This is a genomic window from Clostridium sp. N3C, assembly GCF_900095445.1.
Classification (GTDB): Bacteria; Bacillota; Clostridia; order Clostridiales; family Clostridiaceae; genus Clostridium_AU.
Map to the genome: position 1 here is coordinate 95,031 of NZ_FMJL01000004.1, position 23,872 is coordinate 118,902.

24 protein-coding genes and 1 tRNA gene are annotated in these 23,872 nt (G+C 30.9%); 4 read left to right on the top strand and 21 right to left on the bottom strand.

What is annotated here, in order from left to right; translation table 11 throughout:
• Positions 1–197 precede the first annotated feature (197 nt).
• The gene (locus N3C_RS02900) at positions 198–992 is read left to right on the top strand and encodes an N-acetylmuramoyl-L-alanine amidase family protein (protein WP_074364575.1); all 795 of its coding nucleotides are present in this window, start codon (positions 198–200) and stop codon (positions 990–992) included.
• A gap of 77 nt (positions 993–1,069) precedes the next feature.
• Here the strand turns inward: N3C_RS02900 and N3C_RS02905 are convergent, their stop codons facing one another.
• On the bottom strand, positions 1,070–1,774 hold the full coding sequence (locus N3C_RS02905; RefSeq protein WP_074364576.1) for an ATP-binding protein: 705 nt from the start codon (positions 1,772–1,774) through the stop codon (positions 1,070–1,072).
• Positions 1,775–1,891: 117 nt separating this feature from the next.
• On the opposite strand from N3C_RS02905, the gene N3C_RS02910 reads away from it, so the two are divergent.
• Entirely contained in the window at positions 1,892–2,581 is a 690-nt protein-coding gene (locus tag N3C_RS02910; protein ID WP_074364577.1) for a Crp/Fnr family transcriptional regulator, read from the top strand.
• A 107-nt stretch (positions 2,582–2,688) separates the two neighbouring features.
• Here the strand turns inward: N3C_RS02910 and N3C_RS02915 are convergent, their stop codons facing one another.
• The 4 genes from N3C_RS02915 to N3C_RS02930 all read right to left on the bottom strand — a co-directional run bounded on the left by N3C_RS02915 (position 2,689) and on the right by N3C_RS02930 (position 6,771).
• Positions 2,689–3,405 carry a class I SAM-dependent methyltransferase gene (locus N3C_RS02915; protein WP_074364578.1) on the bottom strand — a complete coding sequence of 239 codons (717 nt, stop codon included), beginning with the start codon at positions 3,403–3,405 and terminating at the stop codon, positions 2,689–2,691.
• 113 nt (positions 3,406–3,518) lie between these two features.
• A complete protein-coding gene (locus N3C_RS02920; RefSeq protein WP_074364579.1) occupies positions 3,519–4,685 on the bottom strand; it encodes an ABC transporter permease in 1,167 nt (388 codons plus the stop codon).
• A complete protein-coding gene (locus N3C_RS02925) occupies positions 4,672–5,826 on the bottom strand; it encodes an ABC transporter permease (protein WP_074364580.1) in 1,155 nt (384 codons plus the stop codon). Before N3C_RS02925 ends, N3C_RS02920 begins: the two co-directional genes overlap by 14 nt.
• Before the next feature lie 12 nt (positions 5,827–5,838).
• Complete coding sequence (locus N3C_RS02930; RefSeq protein ID WP_074364581.1) at positions 5,839–6,771, bottom strand: ABC transporter ATP-binding protein; 933 nt, start codon at positions 6,769–6,771, stop codon at positions 5,839–5,841.
• Positions 6,772–6,943: 172 nt separating this feature from the next.
• Between N3C_RS02930 and N3C_RS14945 the strand changes: the two genes are divergently transcribed.
• The gene (locus tag N3C_RS14945; RefSeq protein ID WP_074364582.1) at positions 6,944–8,047 is read left to right on the top strand and encodes a sensor histidine kinase; all 1,104 of its coding nucleotides are present in this window, start codon (positions 6,944–6,946) and stop codon (positions 8,045–8,047) included.
• Positions 8,028–8,645: a response regulator gene (locus N3C_RS02940; RefSeq protein ID WP_074364583.1), complete on the top strand. Its 618-nt coding sequence runs from the start codon at positions 8,028–8,030 to the stop codon at positions 8,643–8,645. Before N3C_RS14945 ends, N3C_RS02940 begins: the two co-directional genes overlap by 20 nt.
• Before the next feature lie 149 nt (positions 8,646–8,794).
• Here the strand turns inward: N3C_RS02940 and N3C_RS02945 are convergent.
• The 16 genes from N3C_RS02945 to sigG all read right to left on the bottom strand — a co-directional run bounded on the left by N3C_RS02945 (position 8,795) and on the right by sigG (position 23,853).
• A tRNA-Pro gene (locus N3C_RS02945) sits at positions 8,795–8,867 on the bottom strand.
• Between the two features lie 142 nt (positions 8,868–9,009).
• Positions 9,010–10,488 carry a stage IV sporulation protein A gene (spoIVA, locus tag N3C_RS02950; protein ID WP_074364584.1) on the bottom strand — a complete coding sequence of 493 codons (1,479 nt, stop codon included), beginning with the start codon at positions 10,486–10,488 and terminating at the stop codon, positions 9,010–9,012.
• A gap of 166 nt (positions 10,489–10,654) precedes the next feature.
• Positions 10,655–11,653, bottom strand: coding sequence for an NAD(P)H-dependent glycerol-3-phosphate dehydrogenase (locus tag N3C_RS02955; protein ID WP_074364585.1), 999 nt, complete (start codon positions 11,651–11,653; stop codon positions 10,655–10,657).
• Entirely contained in the window at positions 11,646–12,971 is a 1,326-nt protein-coding gene (gene der, locus N3C_RS02960; protein ID WP_074364586.1) for a ribosome biogenesis GTPase Der, read from the bottom strand. The genes N3C_RS02955 and der overlap by 8 nt, the downstream gene beginning before the upstream one ends.
• An 11-nt stretch (positions 12,972–12,982) precedes the next feature.
• Complete coding sequence (locus N3C_RS02965; RefSeq protein WP_074364587.1) at positions 12,983–14,287, bottom strand: DUF512 domain-containing protein; 1,305 nt, start codon at positions 14,285–14,287, stop codon at positions 12,983–12,985.
• Between the two features lie 175 nt (positions 14,288–14,462).
• A complete protein-coding gene (gene phoU, locus N3C_RS02970) occupies positions 14,463–15,119 on the bottom strand; it encodes a phosphate signaling complex protein PhoU (protein ID WP_074364588.1) in 657 nt (218 codons plus the stop codon).
• A 36-nt stretch (positions 15,120–15,155) separates the two neighbouring features.
• On the bottom strand, positions 15,156–15,905 hold the full coding sequence (pstB, locus tag N3C_RS02975) for a phosphate ABC transporter ATP-binding protein PstB (protein ID WP_074364589.1): 750 nt from the start codon (positions 15,903–15,905) through the stop codon (positions 15,156–15,158).
• Positions 15,906–15,938: 33 nt separating this feature from the next.
• Entirely contained in the window at positions 15,939–16,763 is an 825-nt protein-coding gene (gene pstA / locus N3C_RS02980; protein ID WP_074364590.1) for a phosphate ABC transporter permease PstA, read from the bottom strand.
• Position 16,764: 1 nt separating this feature from the next.
• The gene (gene pstC / locus N3C_RS02985) at positions 16,765–17,661 is read right to left on the bottom strand and encodes a phosphate ABC transporter permease subunit PstC (RefSeq protein WP_074364591.1); all 897 of its coding nucleotides are present in this window, start codon (positions 17,659–17,661) and stop codon (positions 16,765–16,767) included.
• 105 nt (positions 17,662–17,766) lie between these two features.
• Positions 17,767–18,618, bottom strand: a complete 852-nt coding sequence (locus N3C_RS02990; protein ID WP_074364592.1) for a phosphate ABC transporter substrate-binding protein — start codon at positions 18,616–18,618, stop codon at positions 17,767–17,769.
• 209 nt (positions 18,619–18,827) lie between these two features.
• On the bottom strand, positions 18,828–20,540 hold the full coding sequence (gene pnpS, locus N3C_RS02995; protein ID WP_074364593.1) for a two-component system histidine kinase PnpS: 1,713 nt from the start codon (positions 20,538–20,540) through the stop codon (positions 18,828–18,830).
• Position 20,541: 1 nt separating this feature from the next.
• Positions 20,542–21,237: a response regulator transcription factor gene (locus tag N3C_RS03000; RefSeq protein ID WP_074364594.1), complete on the bottom strand. Its 696-nt coding sequence runs from the start codon at positions 21,235–21,237 to the stop codon at positions 20,542–20,544.
• A gap of 24 nt (positions 21,238–21,261) precedes the next feature.
• A complete protein-coding gene (gene pgeF / locus N3C_RS03005) occupies positions 21,262–21,984 on the bottom strand; it encodes a peptidoglycan editing factor PgeF (protein ID WP_074364595.1) in 723 nt (240 codons plus the stop codon).
• A 135-nt stretch (positions 21,985–22,119) separates the two neighbouring features.
• Entirely contained in the window at positions 22,120–22,581 is a 462-nt protein-coding gene (nrdR, locus tag N3C_RS03010; RefSeq protein WP_074364596.1) for a transcriptional regulator NrdR, read from the bottom strand.
• Positions 22,582–22,642: 61 nt separating this feature from the next.
• Positions 22,643–22,900: a YlmC/YmxH family sporulation protein gene (locus N3C_RS03015; RefSeq protein ID WP_074364597.1), complete on the bottom strand. Its 258-nt coding sequence runs from the start codon at positions 22,898–22,900 to the stop codon at positions 22,643–22,645.
• Between the two features lie 179 nt (positions 22,901–23,079).
• Positions 23,080–23,853: an RNA polymerase sporulation sigma factor SigG gene (sigG, locus tag N3C_RS03020; RefSeq protein ID WP_074364598.1), complete on the bottom strand. Its 774-nt coding sequence runs from the start codon at positions 23,851–23,853 to the stop codon at positions 23,080–23,082.
• Between the last annotated feature and the right edge of the window lie 19 nt (positions 23,854–23,872).

Sequence of the window (23,872 nt, forward strand, 5' to 3'; positions counted from 1 at the left end):
TTAACATTAGAGTTACAATAAGTAAAATTATTTTTATTTTTCCTTTAAGGCCACATTGACCCAAAAGCTATCTTTATATTAGCTCTACCTTATTTTTTATGCTTATTCTAATACACTATTATGTGTTATAATAAAAGCAAAAATCTTATTGAAAATCCATTAGTTATTTACTTAGAGATAGGGAGATAAAAAAACTTATGAGTAAAAAAAGGAAATCTTTATCAAGAATTTTTATTGTAATTTTCTTTTTAGTAGCTGTAGCATTGATAAGCAAAATTAGTGAACCTTCAGAAATCAATCCCCAAAATACATTGACTATTTCAACTGACACAAGCAGCAACTACAATTATCAAAGTAAATCCTCCCCAAATTCAATAAATAAAGGAAATAATAATAGTGAAACTAAGGAAAAAGATAATCCTTCTATGTTTCATAGTTACACTATTGTATTAGATCCTGGTCATGGAGATTATGACTCCGGTTCTATAGGTGCCAAGGGTACTTTAGAAAAAGATATTGCCTTAGATGTAACTCTAAAGTTAGGTAAAGTTTTAGAAAGAAAAGGTATGAAAGTTATTTATACAAGGGAAGATGATACAGTTTTTTCTACAGATATAAATGAAGATCTTATAGCTAGAGCAAATATTGCTAACAAAAATTCCGCAGATCTATTTATAAGTATACATTTAAACTGTTGTGATTCTCCTGAAGTTAGCGGTACAGAAACATATTACCATCCAGCTAGCACTAGTGGTAAAGCTTTGGCGGAAAAGGTTCAATCAGAAATAGTTAAAACAAGAAAACTAGCGGATAGAGGGGTAAAAGCTGATAATTTCTTAGTTCTCCGTGCTTCAAAGGCACCAGCTATTCTGGTGGAACTTGGATACATAAGTAATAGCAAAGATGAAACTATACTTAATAATAGTAGATACCAAGAAATATTAGCCAAGGCTATTGCTAATGGTATTGTTACATATCTTGAAGTTGAGTAAAATAAAAAAGACTCTATGGATATATTTTTAAAATTAAGTTACTTAATTCATAGAGTCTTTTCCTGTATCTTTTTATACTATTCTTCTATTATCTCTCCATCCGTTGAAATAACAACTACCCTCCAGGGAATTATCTTACCACTATTTATAAGAGCTTGTTTTACTGCATTTTCTATACCACCACAGCAAGGAACACCCATTCTGAGAACCATAATACTTTTTATGTCATTGTTTTTTATTATTTCTGTTAACTTTATTGAATAATCAACATTATCTAGCTTTGGGCATCCAATTAATGTGATTCTATTTTTCATAAATTTACTATGAACATTTGCATTTGCATAAGCGGTGCAATCTGCTGCAACTAAAAGTTTAGCCCCTTGAAAATACGGAGCATTTACCGGTACTAGTTTAATTTGGCAAGGCCATTGCCTTAATTCAGATTTAACCTCATAATGTTCCTTATTTTTTACTTCCACATTGTTTCTCTTAAACTCCTTTGTTTGAATAGAAGGACAAGAAAATTCTATTAAAGGCTTATTAATTTGACTTTTACTTTCCTCTCTTTGATGATTATTAAACTCATCAACCTCCTTCTCTATTACTTTAAGTGCTCCCATTGGACATTTAGGAATACACTTTCCTAATCCATCACAATAAGATTCTGATATTAACCTTGCCTTTCCATCTATTACTTTTAGAGCGCTTTGATGACAACTACTTGCACACAGGCCACAACCAACACATTTTTCTTCATCTATTGAAATGATATTTCTTTTCATAATATCCCATCCTCTATATGTATTCTTGCATTTTTCTTTACTTTTCTCATAGTTAATTATATTATAACTATTAAAGTAATTCAGTATCTCCAGATACAAAAAGGTTGGTGTTGGCAATTGAATAAATATATTAACATACTTAAAACTTCAGATTTATTTTGCAATTTGGAAAATGAAGAAATTTCTTTAATGCTAGAAAACATAAATTTTAAAATAAATGAATATAGTAAAAATCAATACATAGTAAATACTGGTGATGCAATTGAATACTTTGGAACAGTTCTAGAAGGTCAAGCAACTATTCTAAAGGAAAAAGCTCAAGATGAATTTATTATGACTATTGCAAAAGCAGGAGACCTATTTGGAGAAATGTTTATTTATTCAAGTCATCACAGCTGGCCAGTGACGGTAAAGGTTCAAAATTATTGTAAAGTCTTGCTTATTAGAAATTCTTCTCTTATAGACAGTGGTAATAGCCATAATTCTTGGTATACTAAAACATTGCAAAATTTGTTAAAAATAATATCAGATAGAGCATTTTTTCTTAATAAAAAGGTTGAATATCTTTCAATAAAAAGTATCCGAAGTAAGATTTGTGCTTACTTATGGGATCAATATAAAAAGACTGGTGACACTAATATAACTTTATCCTTAAATAGAAATGAGCTAGCCAGTTTTTTAAACGTATCACGGCCTTCTATGTCTAGAGAAATATGTAAGTTAAGAGATGAAGGAGTAATTAATTTTCATTTATCTACATTTAAAATAAAAAAAATAGAAGCCCTAAAAGAGCTTGCTTTACAATAAAATTCTTTAATTTTCAGTTAAAAGATACTGATAATAAATAATCCGCTAGTATATTATAAATCTAGCGAATTATTTATTATTTTATGATACTTTAGATTTTTAAGCTATCACCTTGCCTCTACAATTAAAGAGTAAGAAGTTTCCTTATCAAAACCGCTTCTCTTGAAATCCCCATAGGTTTTAATCTCATTAAACCCAGACTTTTTTAACATAGATACTGCATCATCATGGAGCAAGGGAATTAAATTTACTTCATTTATAATTTCGTTGTTTTCAACATGCAAAATAGTTTTAAATTTGACTTTTCCTGATGATTCATCTAAATTATAGAGCCTTTCAAATTTTAAAGGAACTTCTTTATTTTCTATAGTTGGTAAAGATGTAACTTTCTTAGAAAGTATTCTGTCATAATTTATTATCTGAAATACAAAAACTCCGCTATCAACCAATAGTTTTCGAAGAGCTAAGAAAAAACTTTCAATTTCATTATAATTATCAAGATGAACTAAAGAGTTACCTATGCAGTATATTGCATCAAACTTATCTTCATCAAATTTCTTACTTAAATTAAGCATATTACCTTGCATAAATTCTACGTTGCTTTCCTTATCTTTAGCTTTTTCGATCATTTTACTATCTAGATCTATTGCCTTTAAATTATATCCTTGCTTTTCTAATTCCAAGGCATATTGTCCTGTCCCACAAGCCACATCTAAAATATTCTTCGGCGGATTACCAATAGTATCTGTTAAAAAATCTACTGTAGCTTTAGATAATGGAAATATTTTATCATAATAATTTGAAATATCCGTATAAAAGGCCATAGCAGTCACTCCTTATATATTTTATATACCTTTAAATTATAAATATATTTTATCTTTTTTACCAGCATAATAACCTTTATCTACATTATAGTGGCCTTTAATATATACTTTTATTAATCATTTAATCGTCTTTGCTTAATAATTACCAAAGCTACACATAATATGGCTACCGCAAAAGATATGACTATCAACATATTAAAAAAAACAGACCTCAGGTTTTCAAAGCTATAATTTGACAGTGATACAATACTATTGTTAGCCTTAACATACCAATAATTAGGGGTGAAACTAGCTATTCTCAGCACACTTTTACTCAACAAGCTCTGATCCACAAAAACCCCACTAATAAAGCATGTTCCTAAGGTAATAACATTTGATGCCACTGATAAGGTATTTTTACTTTTTACTATATTTCCAATTAAAAATCCTATACTTAAGACAGCTAAAGAAAATACAAAAGAATTTAGTAGAAGTAGTAACCCCTTTGCTGTAAACATATAACTTCCGTACATGAAGAAACTAGTACTTATCATTATAAACCAGAATAAAACTGTATAACTTAAACTACCCAGAATAAGTTGAAAATTGATATTTCTTATTTTTACTGGTGTACAAAGATTTCGCATTTTCAAATTCCTATTATTAAAAACCAGCATAACTGAGCAAATTCCTAAAATTAATACTCCTAGTATTGAATAAGCCATATAGTTATAATAGAAACCAACTTTTTGATTTTTATCAACTTCCTCTATAAAGTTATTTAATTTAACTTCCGTTTTTTCACTTAAGTCTTTGTCAATATAGCTTAATAACTTTTCAATTGTTAAATTTGGACTGGCATTAATATAGGCTCTAGCAGTATTTAAGTACTTGTTGACCATATTGTTAATATATACTTCGCTACTTGACCCCGGTACTGCTGTTGTATCTAGTGTAATATCCTTCCCAGAAAGAAAGGTTTCTGTAAAACCTTTAGGTACCTTGATAATATACTCTACTTCTCTGTAAAACAAGGCATCTTGTAAACTTTCTTTATCTTCTGGCAGCTTTATAATATTACAATTTTGATCAAGATATCCTTCTAACCCCTTTATAAACTCTGAATATTTATCATTATTAATGAAGGCAATGTTAACTTTAGTTTCTTGAAAAATAGAATCTCCTTTTTGTATATTCATTTTACTAGCACTTATAGCTATAGACAGAAATACTATTATATAAATCAAAATTTGAGCGAAATTCTTCAAAATTATTTTATAAAAAGCTTTATAGACTTGCATACTTCTGCCTCCTTAATATAAAGTAGGTTACTGAGCTAAATACAAGTACAAAAATACATAATAAGCCTATATTTAAATAAAACTTTGAATAAGTGTCGTAATAATAAAGGGAATAAAAACTATCCGTTATTAAATTAGCTGGATTTACATAGGATAATATAGACATCTTATTGTATATGGTATATTTTACTTTGAAATTCATCATACCTGACATAAAGGACATAATCATAGTAGCTCCTATGAATATACCAATCTTTAGCCCTACACCTTTATTAATTAAAGCTCCAATAAAAGTACCATAGGTAATACCTGTAATAATACTTATCATACAAGTTAACAAAACATATGCGAATTGATTTCCGAAACTAATCTTTAGTACTAGATTTAAATAAGTCAGTAAAAGGAATAAGCCAATTATCTGAACTGTAGTAGCTGCTAATATAGAAGCTAGAAACATCTTTAATTTATTAGTAGGTGTTATATTTAATCTAGCACCTTGTGGAGACTGATTAGCCTGCAACACTTCTACTTCCTTTATACCCCACAAACCTCCATATAAACAAGTCATTGCTATCAAAGCATAGAAGAACTGTACAACTACATCAGGTTCTTCTTTACCTAAAGAAAACTTTTTCGTATAATCTTGCCTAGTTGACAGATCTTCTATAAGTTTATTGTCCACTGAACCTTGCTTCATATTAATAATGTTTACCATAGTTGATCTACTTTGTTGAAAATCATCTAAAAAACTTTTTATAATGCTTTCATTTATACCTGATTCCTTTACCACTAGATTGATCTCATCATCGAAATAAATATAACCTTCAATTTTGTTATCTGCCAGTAACCTTTCTCCTTCTTCTTTGCTTACATAGCTTATTTTAAATAGACTCTTTCCGTTAGAAGTCTCCTTTTCCTCCGATACAGCTTCAATATCATTAATAAAGTTAAGATAGTCTTTATATTGTTTATTTTCAACGATAGCAACTTTAATCTCTGTAAAACTTTCTGCACTTGAAATGTTAGAGAGCGCCATATTAAACAAGGTTGCTAAAATTAGTGGAAACAAAAGTGTCCAAAACATATTTTCCTTATCTCTTATAAAACATTTAAGCCTATATTTATAGTTATGCCAAAACATAATCCCCCTCCTTTAATCTCTAAGTTCTTTACCGGTTATTTCTAAGAACACGTCATTTAAAGTAGGTGGTTCTGAATATACTTTCCCAATAGTTGCATTATTTGATTTCAAATATTCCAATACAGCTACTAAATTATCCTTGCCTCTACTGGACTTAAGGATTAATAAATTATCCTTGTAATCAACTTGAACAACATTTCTAAGTTTTTTAATCCCTTCGAATATGCTGTTACTTATATTGAAAACTTCCACAGTTATCTTTTCACCAGAATTAATCATAGATTTAAGCTCTTCCTTGCTACCTATTGCTATAATTTTACCCTTGTCCATAATAGCAATTCTTGTGCAAATTTGCTCTACTTCCTCCATATAATGAGAAGTATATACTATAGTCGCTCCCTGCTTATTAAGCCTTTGTATACCTTCTAATATTCTATTTCTGCTTTGTGGATCCACCGCTACAGTAGGTTCATCTAGTATAATAAGTTGAGGCTTGTGCGCAATACCACAAGCTATATTCAGCCTTCTAAGCAAACCTCCACTTAGCTTTTTAGGATAAAACTTTCTATAATCTTTTAAACCTACAAATTCTATAGCTTCTTCTACTAACTGTCTTCGCTTATTTTTATCTTGAACATACATACCGCAAAAGTAATCAATATTTTCATATACATTTAATTCCTCAAAAACTGCAATATTCTGCATAATAACACCGATTTTTCTTTTTATGTCATAAGCATCTGGAGACATTGGTTTATCGTATATTTCAATGCTACCTTTATCATACTTTAATAAGGATAAAACACAGTTTATTGCAGTAGTCTTACCGGATCCATTAGGACCTAAAAGTCCAAAGATTTCTCCTTCTTTAACTTCTAAATTGAAATGATCTAGAGCTACTAATTCATCATACCTTTTTACCAAATTCTTAACCTTTATTACCATTTCAAACCTCCAAATAAATGATTTGATATATTAATAATAAAGGATTTACTTATCATATATAAGTGATTTTGTTCCTATTCTAGCATTACATATGTAACATTTACCTTGAGTAGATTCCTGTGAAATGTTAATATTTACTTATAGAAAATAAAAGTAAAGGTAGGTTATTTCGATGAAAGATTTAGTTAATAAGACAATTCTTTTTCTTATTTGTATGTCTTTATACCTGCCTAAGGCAAATAGTATTTATATAATCGTTCCTATTTTAATTACAATAAGTTTCAGTGCCATTTTAAGTTACTTAGACTCAGAATATATAAAATTATGTATTTTTATTTTATTTTTATTTTTGTGCTTTCTAAAAGCTTCATTTTTATTTTTCATCCCTCTCATATGCTACGACGGCTTCTTTCTTAAATTTAAGTGGACTGGTTTTCTATCCTATTTACCTTTAATCAACTATTCAATTAACTCATTATCCGACTTTAATTGGTTAATAGCTACATTAATATTAGGCACTTTTATATTAAAAGATCGTACCCTTGCCCTGGAACAGCTTGGAAAGAACTTTTATAAACTCCGTGATAATACAAAAGAAATTTCTCTTCAGCTAGAAATGCAAAATAAAGAGCTTTTAGAAAAGCAGGATTATGAAATTCATTTAGCTACCTTGACTGAGAGGAATAGAATAGCAAGAGATATACACGATAATGTAGGGCACTTACTATCTAGATCTATATTGCAAATTGGCGCTTTACTTGCCACTAATAAGGATGAGCTAACAAGAAAATCTTTGATAGAAATAAAAAACACCTTATCAGAGGCTATGAACAGCATCCGTGCTAGCGTACATAATCTTCATGAAAAATCCATAGACCTGTACAGTGAAATACAAAAGCTAGTTGACAATTTTACCTTCTGTTCTATTAAATTTAATTATGATTTAGAATCGCAACCGGAAAAAAATATTAAATATTGCTTTATTGCTGTAATTAAAGAAGCATTATCAAATATAATTAAACATTCTAATGCCACTGAAGTATCTATTTTATTGAGAGAACATCCCGCTCTATTTCAATTAGTGGTTCAAGACAATGGTTCCAATGCTAGTTATAAAATGGATAATGGCATAGGATTAAAAAATATAATGGATAGAGTGGCAACTATAAATGGCAATATTAATATAAATACTTACCACGGCTTTAAAATTTTTATTTCTGTTCCAAAAAATAATACTTTAGAAAGGGTTGAATCCAATGAAAGTAGTAGTTGTTGATGACGATAAGTTAGTATGTGCTGCACTAAAGACCATATTGGAATCAGAAAATATCTCTGTAGTAGGAATTGGCTATAACGGTAAAAGTGCCATTGAATTATACAAGAATTTGAAACCAGATATTTTATTAATGGATATAAGAATGGAAACCATGACTGGTTTGGAAGCAGCAGAAGCTATACTAAATTATGATAATAATGCGAAAATCCTTTTTCTTACTACCTTTTGTGACGATGATTATATAGTTAGTTCGTTAAGGATTGGTGCTAAAGGATATATTATTAAACAAAATTTTGAAAGTATAGTCCCTTCTTTACAGGCGGTATTTATGGGACAAAATGTCTTTGGTAATGATATTGTTTCAAAGATTCCTAAGCTAATTAATAAAAATGAAAAGATCGATTATTCAAACTATGGTATTACAGAGAAGGAACTAGAAATTATAACTGCTGTATCAGATGGCCTTAGTAACAAGGAAATTGCCAGCAAGCTATATTTAAGTGAAGGTACTGTTAGAAATAGTATAAGCAATATTTTAGATAAATTAAATTTAAGGGATCGAACACAATTGGCAGTGTTTTATTATAAGAATTTATAAAAGTTATCCTCTAGCACTGATCCATTTACAATAGTCTAAAAACTTCACTTAGAAAATTTTAAACACCCAAAATACGCCAAAAGGACAAGTGTACTAAAAAAGCAAAAACTGTGAAGCGTTGATATATCAACGGTTTCACAGTTTTAAAGTCTGGGTAACAGGACTTGAACCTGCGACCTCATGAACCCCATTCATGCGCGCTACCATCTGCGCCATACCCAGGCGACGTAAATTATTATACCATATATATCTAGAAAATCAAGCTTGAAAATTCATATTTTTATATTTAACTTATACATGCTCAAAATCTGTAGAATACAGTATTTTGAGTCACGTATAAGTTAAATTATTTATACTAGAAGACCTATAATATTATGCAAATGAGTCCTCCATTGCCTTCGTTAATAATCTTCTGTAGTGTTCTTTGAATTTTACTTTGAACATCCTCTGGCATTCTAAATAATTTATTTTGTAGTCCTTCTTTTACTAACACTTCTAAGGACTTACCAAACATATTACTCTGCCAGATCTTAGAAGGATCGCTTTCAAATTGTTCTAAAAGAGATTTAACTAATTCTTCACTTTCCTTTTCTGTACCCACTATAGGTGATATTTCTGTTTCAATTTCCGCTTTAATTAAGTGTAAGGATGGAGCACTGGCCTTTAACTTAACCCCAAACCTATTACCCTGCCGAACAATTTCCGGCTCCTCTAATTTCATTTCTGTAAGCTGAGGTGCTACTAAACCATAACCTGTTTCTCTTACCTCTTTCAGAGCTACTTCTATTTTGTCATATTCTGTTTTAGCCTTATATAATTCCTTCATTGTAGCCAATAGCTCTGTTTCATTCTTCAAATCACAACCACAAACCTCACTTAAGATGTTATAGAATATAGACTTTTGTGGAGCCAACTCAATTCTAGCCGTTCCTTCACCCATATTCATTTCGCTTACTATTCCATTTTCAAGGAATTCTATTTCTTCTAATCCCTTAATAGATTGCTTTATATCTCTTACCCTATCTATTTTTTTGCATAGATCCTTTATAACATTTATAAAGTTTACCTTCAACCAATGGTTAGCTTCAAGTTTTTCTATCCACTCAGGCATATCGATATTTATTTCCTTTACAGGAAACTCCTTCAATACTCTATGCATAACACTGGTTATGTTATCTTGAGTTAGATTTAGAATATCTAGAAGTTCTACTGGAACATCATACTTCCTTTCTAATTCTTCTTTCAAAGCAATAGTTTCTGGATCATTAACCTTTGCAGAGTTAAGTATAATTATAAAAGGCTTATTAATTGCCTTAAGCTCTGCAACTACTCTTTCCTCAGCTTCTACATATTCTTCTCTTGCTATATCTGTTATTGATCCATCTGTAGTAATCACTATACCTATAGTAGAATGTTCGTTTATAACCTTCTTAGTACCTAATTCCGCTGCTTCTTCAAAGGGTATTTCATAGTCATACCAAGGTGTTGTTACCATTTTAGGTTGAGTTCCTTCTATGTAGCCTGCTGCACCTTTTACAATGTAGCCAACACAGTCTACCATCCTAACCTTAAATTTAATACCATCTTCTATAATAACTTCTACTGCTTCGTTGGGAACAAACTTAGGTTCTGTGGTGTGAATAGTCTTTCCAGAGGCACTTTGGGGAAGTTCATCTTTTGCTCTTTGCTTCTTATAAGTATTCTCAATATTAGGTATAACCATCATATCCATAAACTTCTTTATGAAAGTAGACTTACCTGTTCTAACCGGCCCCACAACCCCTACATAGATATCACCTTGTGTTCGTTCCGCGATATCCTTGTATATATCAAAACTTTCCAAAATGTCCCCTCCCAATTATAATTATTAACATTATATATATATTAGGACTTATATTTTTTTATGACTTTCTATTTTTTTTAAATAAAAAATAACCGACAGAATTTGAATCCTGCGGTTATAATTTCATAGTTAGCTTTTTTAAAGAATTATTACTTTTCTATAAAGCTTATAAGAACTTTTCATCCTTTTTATCTCTAGTCATAAGCTCAAAAACTGCATCCTTAGGATTAAGATCTTCAAAAAGAATCTTATATAATACATCTGTTATAGGCATTTCTACATTTTCTCTTTCTTTTAGCATATAAAATGCTTTGCAGGCACTTATACCTTCCACTACCATACCAACTTCTTGCACTGCTTCCTTCATAGTATAACCTTTTCCAATTAGAATACCCGCTCTACGATTTCTGCTATGGATACTTGTACAAGTGACAATTAAGTCTCCCATACCAGTTAGTCCATAAAACGTATCCCTTTTTCCACCTAACTTTGTACCAATCCTTACAATTTCGTGCATCCCTCTGGTCATAAGAGCAGCCTTTGCATTATCTCCATAACCAATACCGTCACAAATACCAGCAGCTAATGCAATTATATTTTTTACTGCTCCTCCAATTTCTACTCCTATAATATCAGAATTGGTATATACTCTTAAAGCAGATGACATAAAAAGATCTTGAACCTTTTCTGCAGCTTTCATATTTGTAGATGTAACTACTACAGTAGTAGGAATAGCTATAGATACCTCTTCTGCATGACTTGGTCCTGAGAAAACAACCACATCATTATTAGGATTTTCCTCACTAATAACCTGAGAAAGTCTTTTTAAACTATCTTCTTCAATACCTTTAGCAATACTTACAATTATCTGTGCCGGTTTTATGTATTCACTTATTTTTTTAGAAATTAATCTTACAACATGAGAAGGAACTGCTATCACTACAAAATCTGCACCATCAATAACAGTAGCCATATCCGTTGAAGCTTTCACATTATGAGGTATAATTATATTTTTTAAGTATTTTTCATTAGTTCTTTTATTATTAATTTCTTCAACTACCCTTTCTTCTCTATCCCACAAGTAAACTTCATAACCTTTTTTAGCAAGGTGAATGGATAATGCTGTACCAAAGCTACCAGCCCCAATAAAACCAACCTTACTCATTCTTCTCTTTCCTTTCTCTAAACTGAAGTTTTATACCAGTTCCTTTAAAATCAAAACTACTTCTTAATTGATTTTCAAGGTATCTTTCGTAAGAGAAATGTAATGCTTCGCTATCATTAACAAAAAACACAAAAGTCGGTGGTTTTGTACCTACCTGAGTGACATAATAAATCTTAAGTCTTTTTAAACCTACAACCGGTGGTTCTTTCATAAGTACCGCTTTATTGATTACTTCATTTAACACTCCAGTAGCAATTCTTCTATTGTAACTGTCATAGCATTGCTTTGCTATTTCAAGAACCTTATGTACTCTTTGACCTGTCTTAGCAGATATAAACAAATATGGTGCATAATTAATGAATTTTAATTTGCTTTCTAATTCTTTTTTGAATTTATTCATAGTCTTATCGTCTTTCTCAATAAGGTCCCATTTGTTTACTATTACCATAATAGCCTTATTCATTTCATGGGCATATCCTACTATTTTTTCATCTTGCTCACTAACGCCCTCTTGTGCATCAATCATTAATATACATACATCTGCTCTTTCAATAGCTGCTAAAGTTCTTATAACACTATATCTTTCAATTTCTTCTTTAACCTTACTCTTACGTCTAAGCCCTGCAGTATCAATAAGTACAAACTTTCCCTGTTCTGTTTCTAAATAACTATCCACTGCATCTCTAGTAGTTCCAGGTACATCACTTACTATAACTCTATCTTCTCCTAAAAGCTTGTTAATTAAAGAGGATTTTCCTACATTAGGTTTTCCCATAAAGGCTATTCGTATAAATTCGTCCTCTTCTTCATTGTCATTATCTACATCAAAATGCTCAACAACTTTGTCTAACATATCTCCTAAGCCTAAACCTTGTGAGGCTGAAATAGTTATAGGATCTCCAATACCTAAATTATAAAATTCATAGGCATTATCCTCTTCCTTTAAGGAATCAATTTTATTAACTACTAATACAACTGGCTTTTTACTCTTTCTTAACATCTGTGCAACTTCTTTATCTGCCGCGGTAAGCCCTTCCTTTCCATCAACTATAAATATTATTACATCTGCTGTTTCAATAGCAATCTGCGCCTGTCTTCTCATTTGACTGACAATGATATCTTCACTTTCTGGTTCAATACCACCAGTATCAATAATTGTGAAGTTGTATCGTAACCATTCAGCCTGAGCATATACTCTATCTCTAGTTACTCCAGGGGTATCTTGAACTATGGATATTCTCTGCCCTGCCAATTTATTAAATAAAGTGGATTTTCCTACATTAGGCCTTCCCACAATTGCTACTATTGGTTTTGCCATAATCATTCCTCCTACCAATTGTTATTAATTATTTCTATAAGATCTTCTCCTGTATATTCACATACAATAATATCTCTATCCAGTTCCTTTTTCATTTCATCTAAGGTTATGTCATCTAAAAAAACTTCTTCTCCGCTTCTCAGCATATTAACAGGAATTATTATCTTTCCAGGTCCTAAGTTACCCTTAACTTGGCTAATAATATCTTTACCTGTCAATAGGCCTGCTACGGTTATTGTTTCTCCAAAATGCTTATTTAAAACCTTCTTTACATCTATCACTAATTTATTATTTTTTTTCATAATAAGTTCTGCAGTACTTTTAATTTCTTCAAAGGCTAAAACACCGGTGATAAAAGTGAAATGTCCACTTATATCATCTCTTAAAGCTGGCAAGTTTTCTTCTATAGCATTTCTCAGGAATCTAATCATTCCTACGCCATCTTCTAGTTGGTGGAACTCTCCATAAAACTCTTTATCCGGTATTTCTCTTTTAGATAAAACATAAAATTCATCAGATAATCTAACAAAAGGAGTGCCAATTTCTTTTATATATTTTTCTTGAAGATGCTTTATATTATTTATCTCTTCTCCAGCAGTTTCTTCATTATATGTAGTTATATTGAACAAGCCCTCTCTGTATTTTGTGACCCCAACCGGCACTACTGCAACATTTTGTATGGCTGGATATAATTTATACAAATCCTCAACAGTTTTTAGTAATTCTTCACCATTATTAATCCCCGGTACACTAACAATTTGAGCATTCATAGATATGCCCGCTGCTGCTAGCTTTTGAAGCCTTTCATATATGTTTCCTGCAAATCGATTATTTAACATCTTCTTTCTAAGCTCCGGATTTGTAGTGTGAACGGAAACATTAATTGGACTAATTTTATATTTAATTATTCTATCTATGTCGCTGTCTTTCATATTAGTTAAAGTAACAAAATTTCCTTGTAAAAAGGATAATCTTGAATCATCATCTTTAAAATACAAACTTTCTCTCATTCCAGGTGGAAGCTGATCTATAAAGCAGAAAATACACTTGTTAGAACAACTTTTAGCTTGATCCATCATGGAATTTTCAAATTCCACCCCTAGCTTTTCATCATAATCCTTCTCTACTTCATAAACCCATACTTCTCCGTCAGCCTTCTGTACTTCAAGTTCCACATATTCATCTGCCATTAAAAATCTATAATCTATTATATCTTTCACTTCATTGCCGTTTATTGTTAGTATAACATCTCCTACTTCAAGCTCTAATTCTTCTGCTATACTTCCAGGTTGAATTGCACTTATTTTTGCTGACATGCTGTCACCTCATTTGTTTTTTGATTAAAACTCTGTAGATTATGATACCTTAATTGAGGTAGTTAGTCAACAAATTATGGTATAAAGCTACCCTTCCTTTTTAAGCTTTAAAAAGCATAAAAAACAAGCCCTAATATTTAGGCTTGCTATTCTATGTTTTATCAAAATTGATTTTTTAATCATTTAAGTCTATAAGTTCTCCTGTAACCACATATATAGTAGATTCACATATATTTGTAGCGTGGTCTGCCACTCTTTCTAGGTATTTACATACAAATAGAAATTGAGCGATTTGATTTATATTTTCTTCCCCCTTAATCATTAGGTCTAAAAGTTCAGAAAATACTCTATCATATATAGCATCTATTTCATGATCTATTTTCACAGTTTCATAGGCCTTTTTTAGATCTGCCTGTAAATAAGAATTTAGAGATTCTCTAACAAACTTTTTTACAATTATCGCCATTTGCGGAATATCTATTAGTTCTTTAATATACTTTTCTTTTATAAGTGCTTTTGCTATTTTTGCTATATCTACAGCATGATCTGCCATTCTTTCTAAATCAGTTGCTATTTTTATAGCAGTGAAAATATTTCTCAAATCTTTAGCTAAGGGATGTTGCATAGCTATCAATCTAATAGATTTATTATCAATTGTCTTTTGAAGTTCATCTACAAAATCATCATTAGAGATAACTGCATTTGCAAGTTTTTCATCTTGTTGAACTAAAGATTCAATAGATAAATGAATTTGGTTTTCAACAAGATCTCCCATTTTCACTATCTCATTATGCAGCTTTTGAAGGTGATTATCGAAAGCTGATCTTATCACAATTTATTCCTCCTATTCTATAAACGAATTTTCTTATTATCCAAATCTACCAGTTATATAATCCTCCGTTCTTCTATCCTTTGGTCTATGAAATATTTCTTCTGTTTTGCCATACTCTACTATTTCGCCATTTAAGAAAAATGTAGTATAATCAGCTATTCTTCCAGCCTGCTGCATATTATGAGTAACTATTACCACTGTATATTTCTCTTTTAAAGTGTTCATTAACTCTTCTATTTTCAGCGTAGATACAGGATCTAATGCTGAGGTAGGTTCATCCATTAACAATACTTCTGGTCCCACAGCTAAAGTTCTTGCTATGCATAATCTCTGCTGCTGTCCACCAGATAAGCCCAGTGCATTAGTTTTTAAACGATCCTTAACTTCATCCCACAAAGCTGCCCCTTTAAGACTTCTTTCTACTATTTCATTAAGTTCAGCCTTTTTCTTTATACCATGAATTCGTGGTCCATAAGCTATATTATCAAAAATAGACATTGGGAATGGATTAGGTCTTTGAAAAACCATACCTATCTTTTTTCTTAATTCTATTACCTCATAGTCAGTGTAAATATTTTTCCCTTCATACATTACTTCCCCTTCAATTTTGACAGTAGGTATAAGGTCATTCATTCTATTTAAAGTTCTTAAAAAAGTTGACTTTCCACAGCCTGAAGGACCAATAAGTGCAGTTACTGCATTTTTTTCCAAAGCTAAATTTATACTTTTTAATGCTTGACTGTTTCCATACCAAAGCTTTAAATCTCTTGTATATAATATACTCATTTTCCCCTCCAACACCTATAAATCTACATATAATTAGTAATCGGCTTTACTAAAATATCTGCTAATAGATCTAGCTAAAAAGTTTAAGAATAACACTATTACTATTAGAACTACACCTATGGCTGAAGCTAGTTCTATATCTCCAAATTCATTGGTAACCAAGTATGCATGAACTGTAAGAGTTCTTGCACTGGACATTATATTTTTAGGCATAGCTGCTACAGTACCAGCTGTTAAATATACCGCTGCTGATTCACCAATAATTCTACCTATAGCCAAAATCACTCCTGCTATTACTCCAGGCACTGCGCTAGGTACTATTATCTTATATAAAGTTTGAAAATGAGTGGAACCTAATGCTAATGAAGCTTCTTTATAAGAAGGTGGCACTGCCAAAATAGCTTCTTCTGTAGTTCTGATTATAAATGGCAAGATCATTATAGATAGAGTTAAAGAACATGCTAATATAGAATAGTTGAATTTTAAATAGGTCACAAAAAACAATGCTCCAAAAAGTCCATATATTATAGATGGGATTCCTGCTAAGCTTTCTATAGCAAATCTGATAGCTTTCACTAATGCGCCCTGTTTTGCATATTCCTGTAAGTATACCGCTGCTAAAATTCCAATAGGAGTGGCAATAAGTAAAGTTAAAGCAACTGTATAAAATGTTGTTATAATCATGGGATAAATGCCGCTGTGCTCTCCTAATGGATATTTACCAAAAATAAAATCCCAACTAACTAATCTAAATCCTTTTTTTAAAATGTAGCCAATTATAATAACTAGTGTCATTACAGTAATTAAGGTAGACAGGCAAAATAATATGTTAAAAAGTTGATCTTTGAATTTTCTCATTCTAATTTTTCCCCTTTGATTTAATTTTCGATAAGATAATATTTAACAACATAATAAAACTGAATAAAACTATACCAGTAGCAAAAAGCATATCTTGATGAGTTCCAAAGGCATAACCCATTTCCAAAGCTATGTTAGTAGTAAGAGGTCTAACGCTATCTGTAAGGCTTTTAGGAATATGGACACTGTTTCCTGCTACTAAAATTATTGCCATAGTTTCCCCTATAGTTCTGCCCATACCTAGTACTACTGCAGCTAAAATACCACTTTTTGCTGAAGGTAGAACAACTTTTATTATTGTTTCTACTTTTGATGTTCCTAGTGATAAAGAAGCTTCTCTATAACTATTAGGTACAGCCCTAATAGAAGTTTCTGACACTGTTATAATAGTAGGAAGCATCATTATGCACAAAACAATAATCATTGCTAATAAGCTTTGACCTTTAGCTAAGTTAAAAAAACTTTTAATATATGGCACTATCACAGCAAGTCCAAAAACACCAATCAAAACTGAAGGAATACCGGCTAATAGTTCAATTGCTGGTGAAATAAATTTAGCCACTGACTTTGGTGCAATTTCAGATAAAAATGCTGCAGTAAAAATTCCTATAGGAACAGCTATCAGCAATGCCCCAAAAGTTCCCAATATTGAAGCTACTATCATTGATAAGACACCGTATTTATTAGCAGAAGGAAACCATTCAATACCAGTTAAAAACTTTATAAAAGAGTACTTTCCCGATAGAAAAGGAATTGCTCCCCTATAAAAAACAAATCCTATAATTAAAAGCAAACTTATAACTGCTATATAAGCACAAAAAGCAAAAATATACTTACTTCCTTCATCAATTATATATTTTTTTCTATTGCTTCTATCGGAACTATTGTTCACATTCAATTTTTTTACCTCCTAGTTAACATTTGAACCTATTGTTGAGTATGATATAGCTTATAAAGAAAAGTCTCAACTTAATGAATAAGATCGAGACTTTTCTTATCTAGTTTATTTTAATGGAATAGCTCCTCTTCCAGCGGCAATTTTTTGTCCTTCTTCACTCTTTATGAAATCTATGAAATCTTTACCTTCTTTTGATAACTTGTCTTCTTTATAAACTAGAAGAAAAGGTCTTGATACCTTATAAGTCTTTGCTATAACATTCTCTGAATTTGCGTCTACACTATCAATTTTTAAGGCTTTAATTGCATTATTAACTTTTCCGTCTTTAAACACTACTTCAAAAGAAACATAGCCTATGGCATTTTCATTACTGTGAACTAGAGTTTTAACAGCTCCGTTTCCATGTGATATTTGTGCCCCTTTAGTCATTTCTTCAGATTTAAAACCTAAGATTTCCTGAAAGGCATCCCTGGTGCCTGAACCTTCTTCTCTTGAAACTACAACTATTGGTTTGTCGCTACCACCAAGTTCTTTCCAATTTTTAATCCTACCAGTAAATATGTCTTTTACTTGAGCTGTAGTTAAATCTGATACTGAATTATTAGGATGAACAATTACAGCAATACCATCATAGCAAATCACTTCTTCTTTTACTTTTGATCTTTCTTCATCTTTTAAATCCCTTGAGGACATACCAATTTCACTTACCTCTTCAATAGCATTTTTAATTCCTGCTGAAGATCCAATCTGTTGTATCTCAATCTTTACATTTTTCTTCTTCTCTTGATAAACTGTAGCTAAATCCTCCATTAATGGTCCTACAGAAGTGGAACCAGAGATTGTTATAGTTTTAGTAGCAGCTTCACCATTTTCATTATTTGTACAGCCTGATAAGGATGTAACCGCTAATGAAATAATAAGAGACCCTATAGCATATTTAATTCTTTTTCTTTTCATAAATTATCCCCCCATCTAATTTCCTTTTTTATTAAGGTTGCAAATTAATAATATAACTTGAAAGTTAAGGCCGTATTATGTTATTGTTAAATAAAGTTAACATCACAAATTAATATAAAATACTACTTTACTTCAGTTTTAAATATAGGTAAATAAAATAAGCTTTCTCTCAGCTATACTGAGAGAAAGCTTATTTTATAGAAGTTCTCTTATTTTATACTAGGTATTTTAACTATAAATTTAGTACCTTCTCCGTATCTACTTTCCAAATCAATAGTTCCATGTAGTCCTATTGCAATATGTTTAACAATTGCTAAACCTAATCCTGTTCCACCATTACTTCTAGATCTAGCTTTATCAACGATATAAAATCGTTCAAAAAGTCTAGGAAGATGCTCCTCTTTAATACCAGGTCCATTATCTTCTACCCAAATAATACAGTTATTTTTTTCTTTATCTATGCCAATTTCAACTTTATCTCCAGCATCGGAATATTTAATAGCATTATCTACCAAATTAATTATCATCTGTTTGAATTTATCTATGCTACCTTTAATGATGCTGTTATTTTTCAAGTTCATTAGCAAATCTATATTTTTACTTTCTGCAGTATTTTTCATGAGATTAAATACTTGCTCTACAGCTATGTACACATCAATTTCTTCATTATTATTTTCTTCATGGGAGTTTTCCAGATTTGACAATACTAATATATCGTTTATAAGCCTGGTTAGTCTTTCAGCTTCGTCATTTATTATATCCAAAAACTTATCTCTTTTATTTTTATCTTCAACATATTTCAATGTCTCTGCAAAGCCCTTAATAGAAGTTAATGGTGTTTTCAGCTCATGAGAAACATTTGCTACAAATTCAGACCTCATCTTCTCTAACTTTTTTATATCTGTTATGTCATGAATTACAGCAACAGTTCCAATATGTTCACTTTCATTTAATAAATCCGCCGTTCTTACTCTTAAAATTTTTTCCGAAGGCCAAGCAATTTTTATCTCTTTAGTACCAACATGATCTCCATGTAGAGCTTTATCTAATTCAAAATCCTGTATATAATCAAATAGACTTTCACCGATAATATTGCCCCTAATACCAAATAACTTTTTGGCATAAGGATTTATCATAATAATTTTATTGTTTCTGTCAATAGCTACTACACCACTATCCATACTTTTTAGTATAGCTTCCAATTTACTCTGCTTATCCATAGAATCTCTAATGGTAAACTGCAATCTATTTGCCATATAATTAAAAGTCTTACCTAGCTGTCCAATTTCGTCAGAAGAAGTTACTAAAACTCTTTTATCAAGTTCTCCTCTTGCAACCCTTCTTGTGACCTTTTCTAAGTCCTTAATTGGTTTAAGAAGTATATAAGATAGTCTTGATGATATTAGAAAAGTCACTAAAAATCCTAGTATCAATAAAGAAAGGTAGTACTTTATGTTTATTTGGTTAATTATTTTTACACTTTCTACAGCTTTTGCACTTCTAATTATATAATCTCCTTGAATTTTAGTTGCCACATATACCATATTTTTATCTAGAGTAGGACTATAATGAACATCGCTTCCAAATCTATTTTCTCTAGCCATTGCCACTTCTTTTCTATCATTATGGTTTTCCATATTTTCTGCGGAAGTAAAAGAATCGTATACTACAACCCCTTCATTATTAATTATTGTTAACCTATAATCATAACCCTTTAGATCTTCTGAAAAAGAAAGACCATTCCAATTGCTGCTTAAATCATATTGCTCTATTATTTTTGCAATTAGTTCATTGTGAAATTGTAATTCCTTTTTAGCTGTTTCAGTATATTCATAATTTGCTAAGACTACATATAAAGCACTAACTAAAATCATTCCAAAGAAAACTGCTACTAGTATAAAACCCATAAGTTTCTTTTTCATATCATTCTCCAAAATTAAATCTATAACCTATTCCTCTAACAGTTTCTATATATTGAGGATTTTTATCATTCTTTTCAATCTTTTTTCTTAGATGTCTTATATGTACATCCACTGTACGGGTTTCCCCTATATATTCATATCCCCATATTTTATCTAATAAAAATTCTCTCGTAACTACTCGCCCTTTACTCTTAACCAAAATCTCCAATAATTCGAATTCTTTCAAAGTTAAATCTACTTTATTATTACTTTTAAGAACCTCATGTTTTTCAAAATCTATATGAATATCATCAAAGTGAAATACTTTCTCCAAAGGTTGAATGGAGCTTCTTCTTAGAACTGCTTTTACTCTAGCCAACATTTCTCTTACAGAAAAAGGCTTTGTTATATAATCATCCGCTCCCAACTCCAATCCCAATATCTTATCAACTTCTTCACTTTTAGCAGTTATCATTATAATAGGAGTATGGCACAAGTTGGAATCCTGTCTTATTTCTTTACATAGCTCATATCCATCTAATCCTGGCAACATCAAATCTAAAAGTATTAATTGAGGACTTTCTAATTTAGCCAATTTTAACGCTTCGTTGCCATTAGCAGCTGTAATTACATTATAACCATTATTTTCTAAGTTGAATTTAATTAACTCTACGATATTATCTTCATCATCCACTACTAAAATTTTTTCCTCGGCCATAGTGCCGCCCCCCTTTAGTTCTCTTTAATCCTCCACATATATTAAAGATAGGAGCCTTCCGCTTTTTCCCTTTAACTTTCTATAAGAATGTAGCTTAACAGCCTTTTTTTCTTCGGAACAGAAGGTGCATAAATTCACATCATAAATATGTTCCAAAATAATACCTTTATTATAACACTGTGCTTTTATACATTTGCTCAAACTCAATCTATTTTCCTCAATAATATCCCATCCCTTGTAAACTTCATCAAGAGAAAACTTCTCAATTAGCTCTTCACCAACTTGGTAACAGCATCCTCCTATATGAGGACCTATATACACATATAAACTTTCCATAGAGCAATTATACTTTTTCGCCATAATTTCAATGGTTTTGGCTGTAATACGATTATAGGTGCCTTTCCACCCACTATGTATTGCAGCACATACCTGTTTTTCTTTGTCATATATTAAAACCGGTACACAATCAGCTGTAAAAACGCCTATTGCCACATTCTTTTCCTTTGTAATAAGCGCATCTCCTTCTTTTACAGTGCCATCATAAATATTTACAATATCGCTATGAATTTGCTTAGAAAAACCTACATCTTTAAGGTTAAATAAAGTTTTCACCTTATCAATATTGTGCCTAAAATTATCAGAATGCATATAAAAATCAGCGTCATTTTCTGCGGTGAAAAATATAATTCGCCCTTTATCATTGATAAGCTTCAAAAACTGTAACTGCTTTTCATTGGAAAAATCCATAATTTTACCTCAATCCATTCAGAATTAATATTAATTTTACACAAATTCAAAAATAAAACAATAACTTGTACAATTATTTAACTTACTTAACAGAAACTTAACTTATACTTGTATAGTGAGTATTATTTACTAAAACTATATTTGTTTAGTAGAAATTAATTTTGTTATCTCCTCTATAAAAGTATTCACATCTTTGAACTGCCTATAAACTGAGGCAAATCTTACATAAGCAATATCGTCTACTTCCTTTAATTTCTCCATAATAACCTCTCCTATGTACTTAGAGGTTACTTCTGTTAGCATTTGATTGCTGATTTTCTTTTCAACCTCATCTGCTATTTCCTCGATTTGACTTCGAGATACTGGTCTCTTTTCACAGGCTTTTATTAAACCATTTATTATTTTGGACTTATCAAAAAATTCTCGTCTAGAGTCCTTTTTTTCCACTAATATAGGTAAATCTTCTACCTTTTCGTAGGTAGTATATCTTTTATTACAATTTAAACATTCTCGTCTTCTTCTAATGGATAGATTATCCTCTGTAGATCTGGAATCCACAACCTTGCTTTCTCCAAAACCACAATATGGACACCTCATATGTAACACACCTTTCAGCTTTACTAGCTTAATTATATCACATAAAATAGAATAATTTAAACTATTCTTCTACACCTGTACTATCAGCCTCTACTAAAATTACATCAACACCTATCTTTTTTACCTTGGACCAAGGTATCTCCATCATATCCTGTTTACCAAACCATGAGTTTTTTTGAATGGGTAAGAGTAGAGATTCTATTTTATAGTTATCACAATCAATCTTAAAGTCCTTTATAAATCCAATTTTAGCTCCAGTATTGATATCAATAACCTCCATTAGCCTAAGATTATTTATAGAATACATTATCTCCTCCATCTTACTTCCCCCCTTTAGTTATCTAAATATAATTTTATGTATTCAAATATATGTTATTATTAAAAAATCTATTCTATTTATATATATTTAAAATCCCACATTAAATTAGCAGAACATAAAAAACTAATGGCTGCACCTTTAGGTACAGCCCTTTTTATACTATTCACATTATAATGCTATTATACGTATTTTCTCATATGCCTTAAGGCAGTCTTTTCTAATCTTGATACCTGAGCCTGTGAAATACCTATTTCCTCCGCTACTTCCATTTGGGTCCTACCATCAAAAAATCTTAAAGTTAATATTAACTTTTCCCTATCATTTAGCTTTTTCATTGCTTCCTTAATTGATATATTCTCCAACCAGCTTTCATCTAAATTTTTACTATCACTTATTTGATCCATTACATAAATGGCATCCCCACCATCATGGTAAATAGGTTCAAAAAGCGAAACTGGATCTTGTATTGCATCTAAGGCAAAAACCACTTCTTCTCTTGGAACCTCTAACTCCTCAGCAATTTGAGAAATCGTTGGCTCTTTATTGTTGCTATTTACCATTCTATCCCTTACCTGAAGAGCTCTATAAGCTATATCCCTTAAAGAACGGCTAACCCTAATGGAATTATTGTCTCTTAAATATCTTCTTATTTCACCTATTATCATAGGTACAGCATAAGTAGAAAATTTAACATTTTGATTTAAGTCAAAATTATCAATAGCTTTCATGAGGCCTATACAACCTACTTGAAAAAGGTCATCTACATTTTCTCCCCTATTATTAAATCTCTGTATAACGCTTAGCACCAATCGAAGATTACCCTTAATAAATTTTTCTCTAGCGGCTTTGTCTCCTTTTTTCATAGTATGTAGGAGTTCTCGCATTTCTGACTCTTTTAACACTGGTAACTTAGAAGTGTTTACTCCGCATATTTCCACTTTATTGATCATCATCCAGTCATCGCCCCTTTAG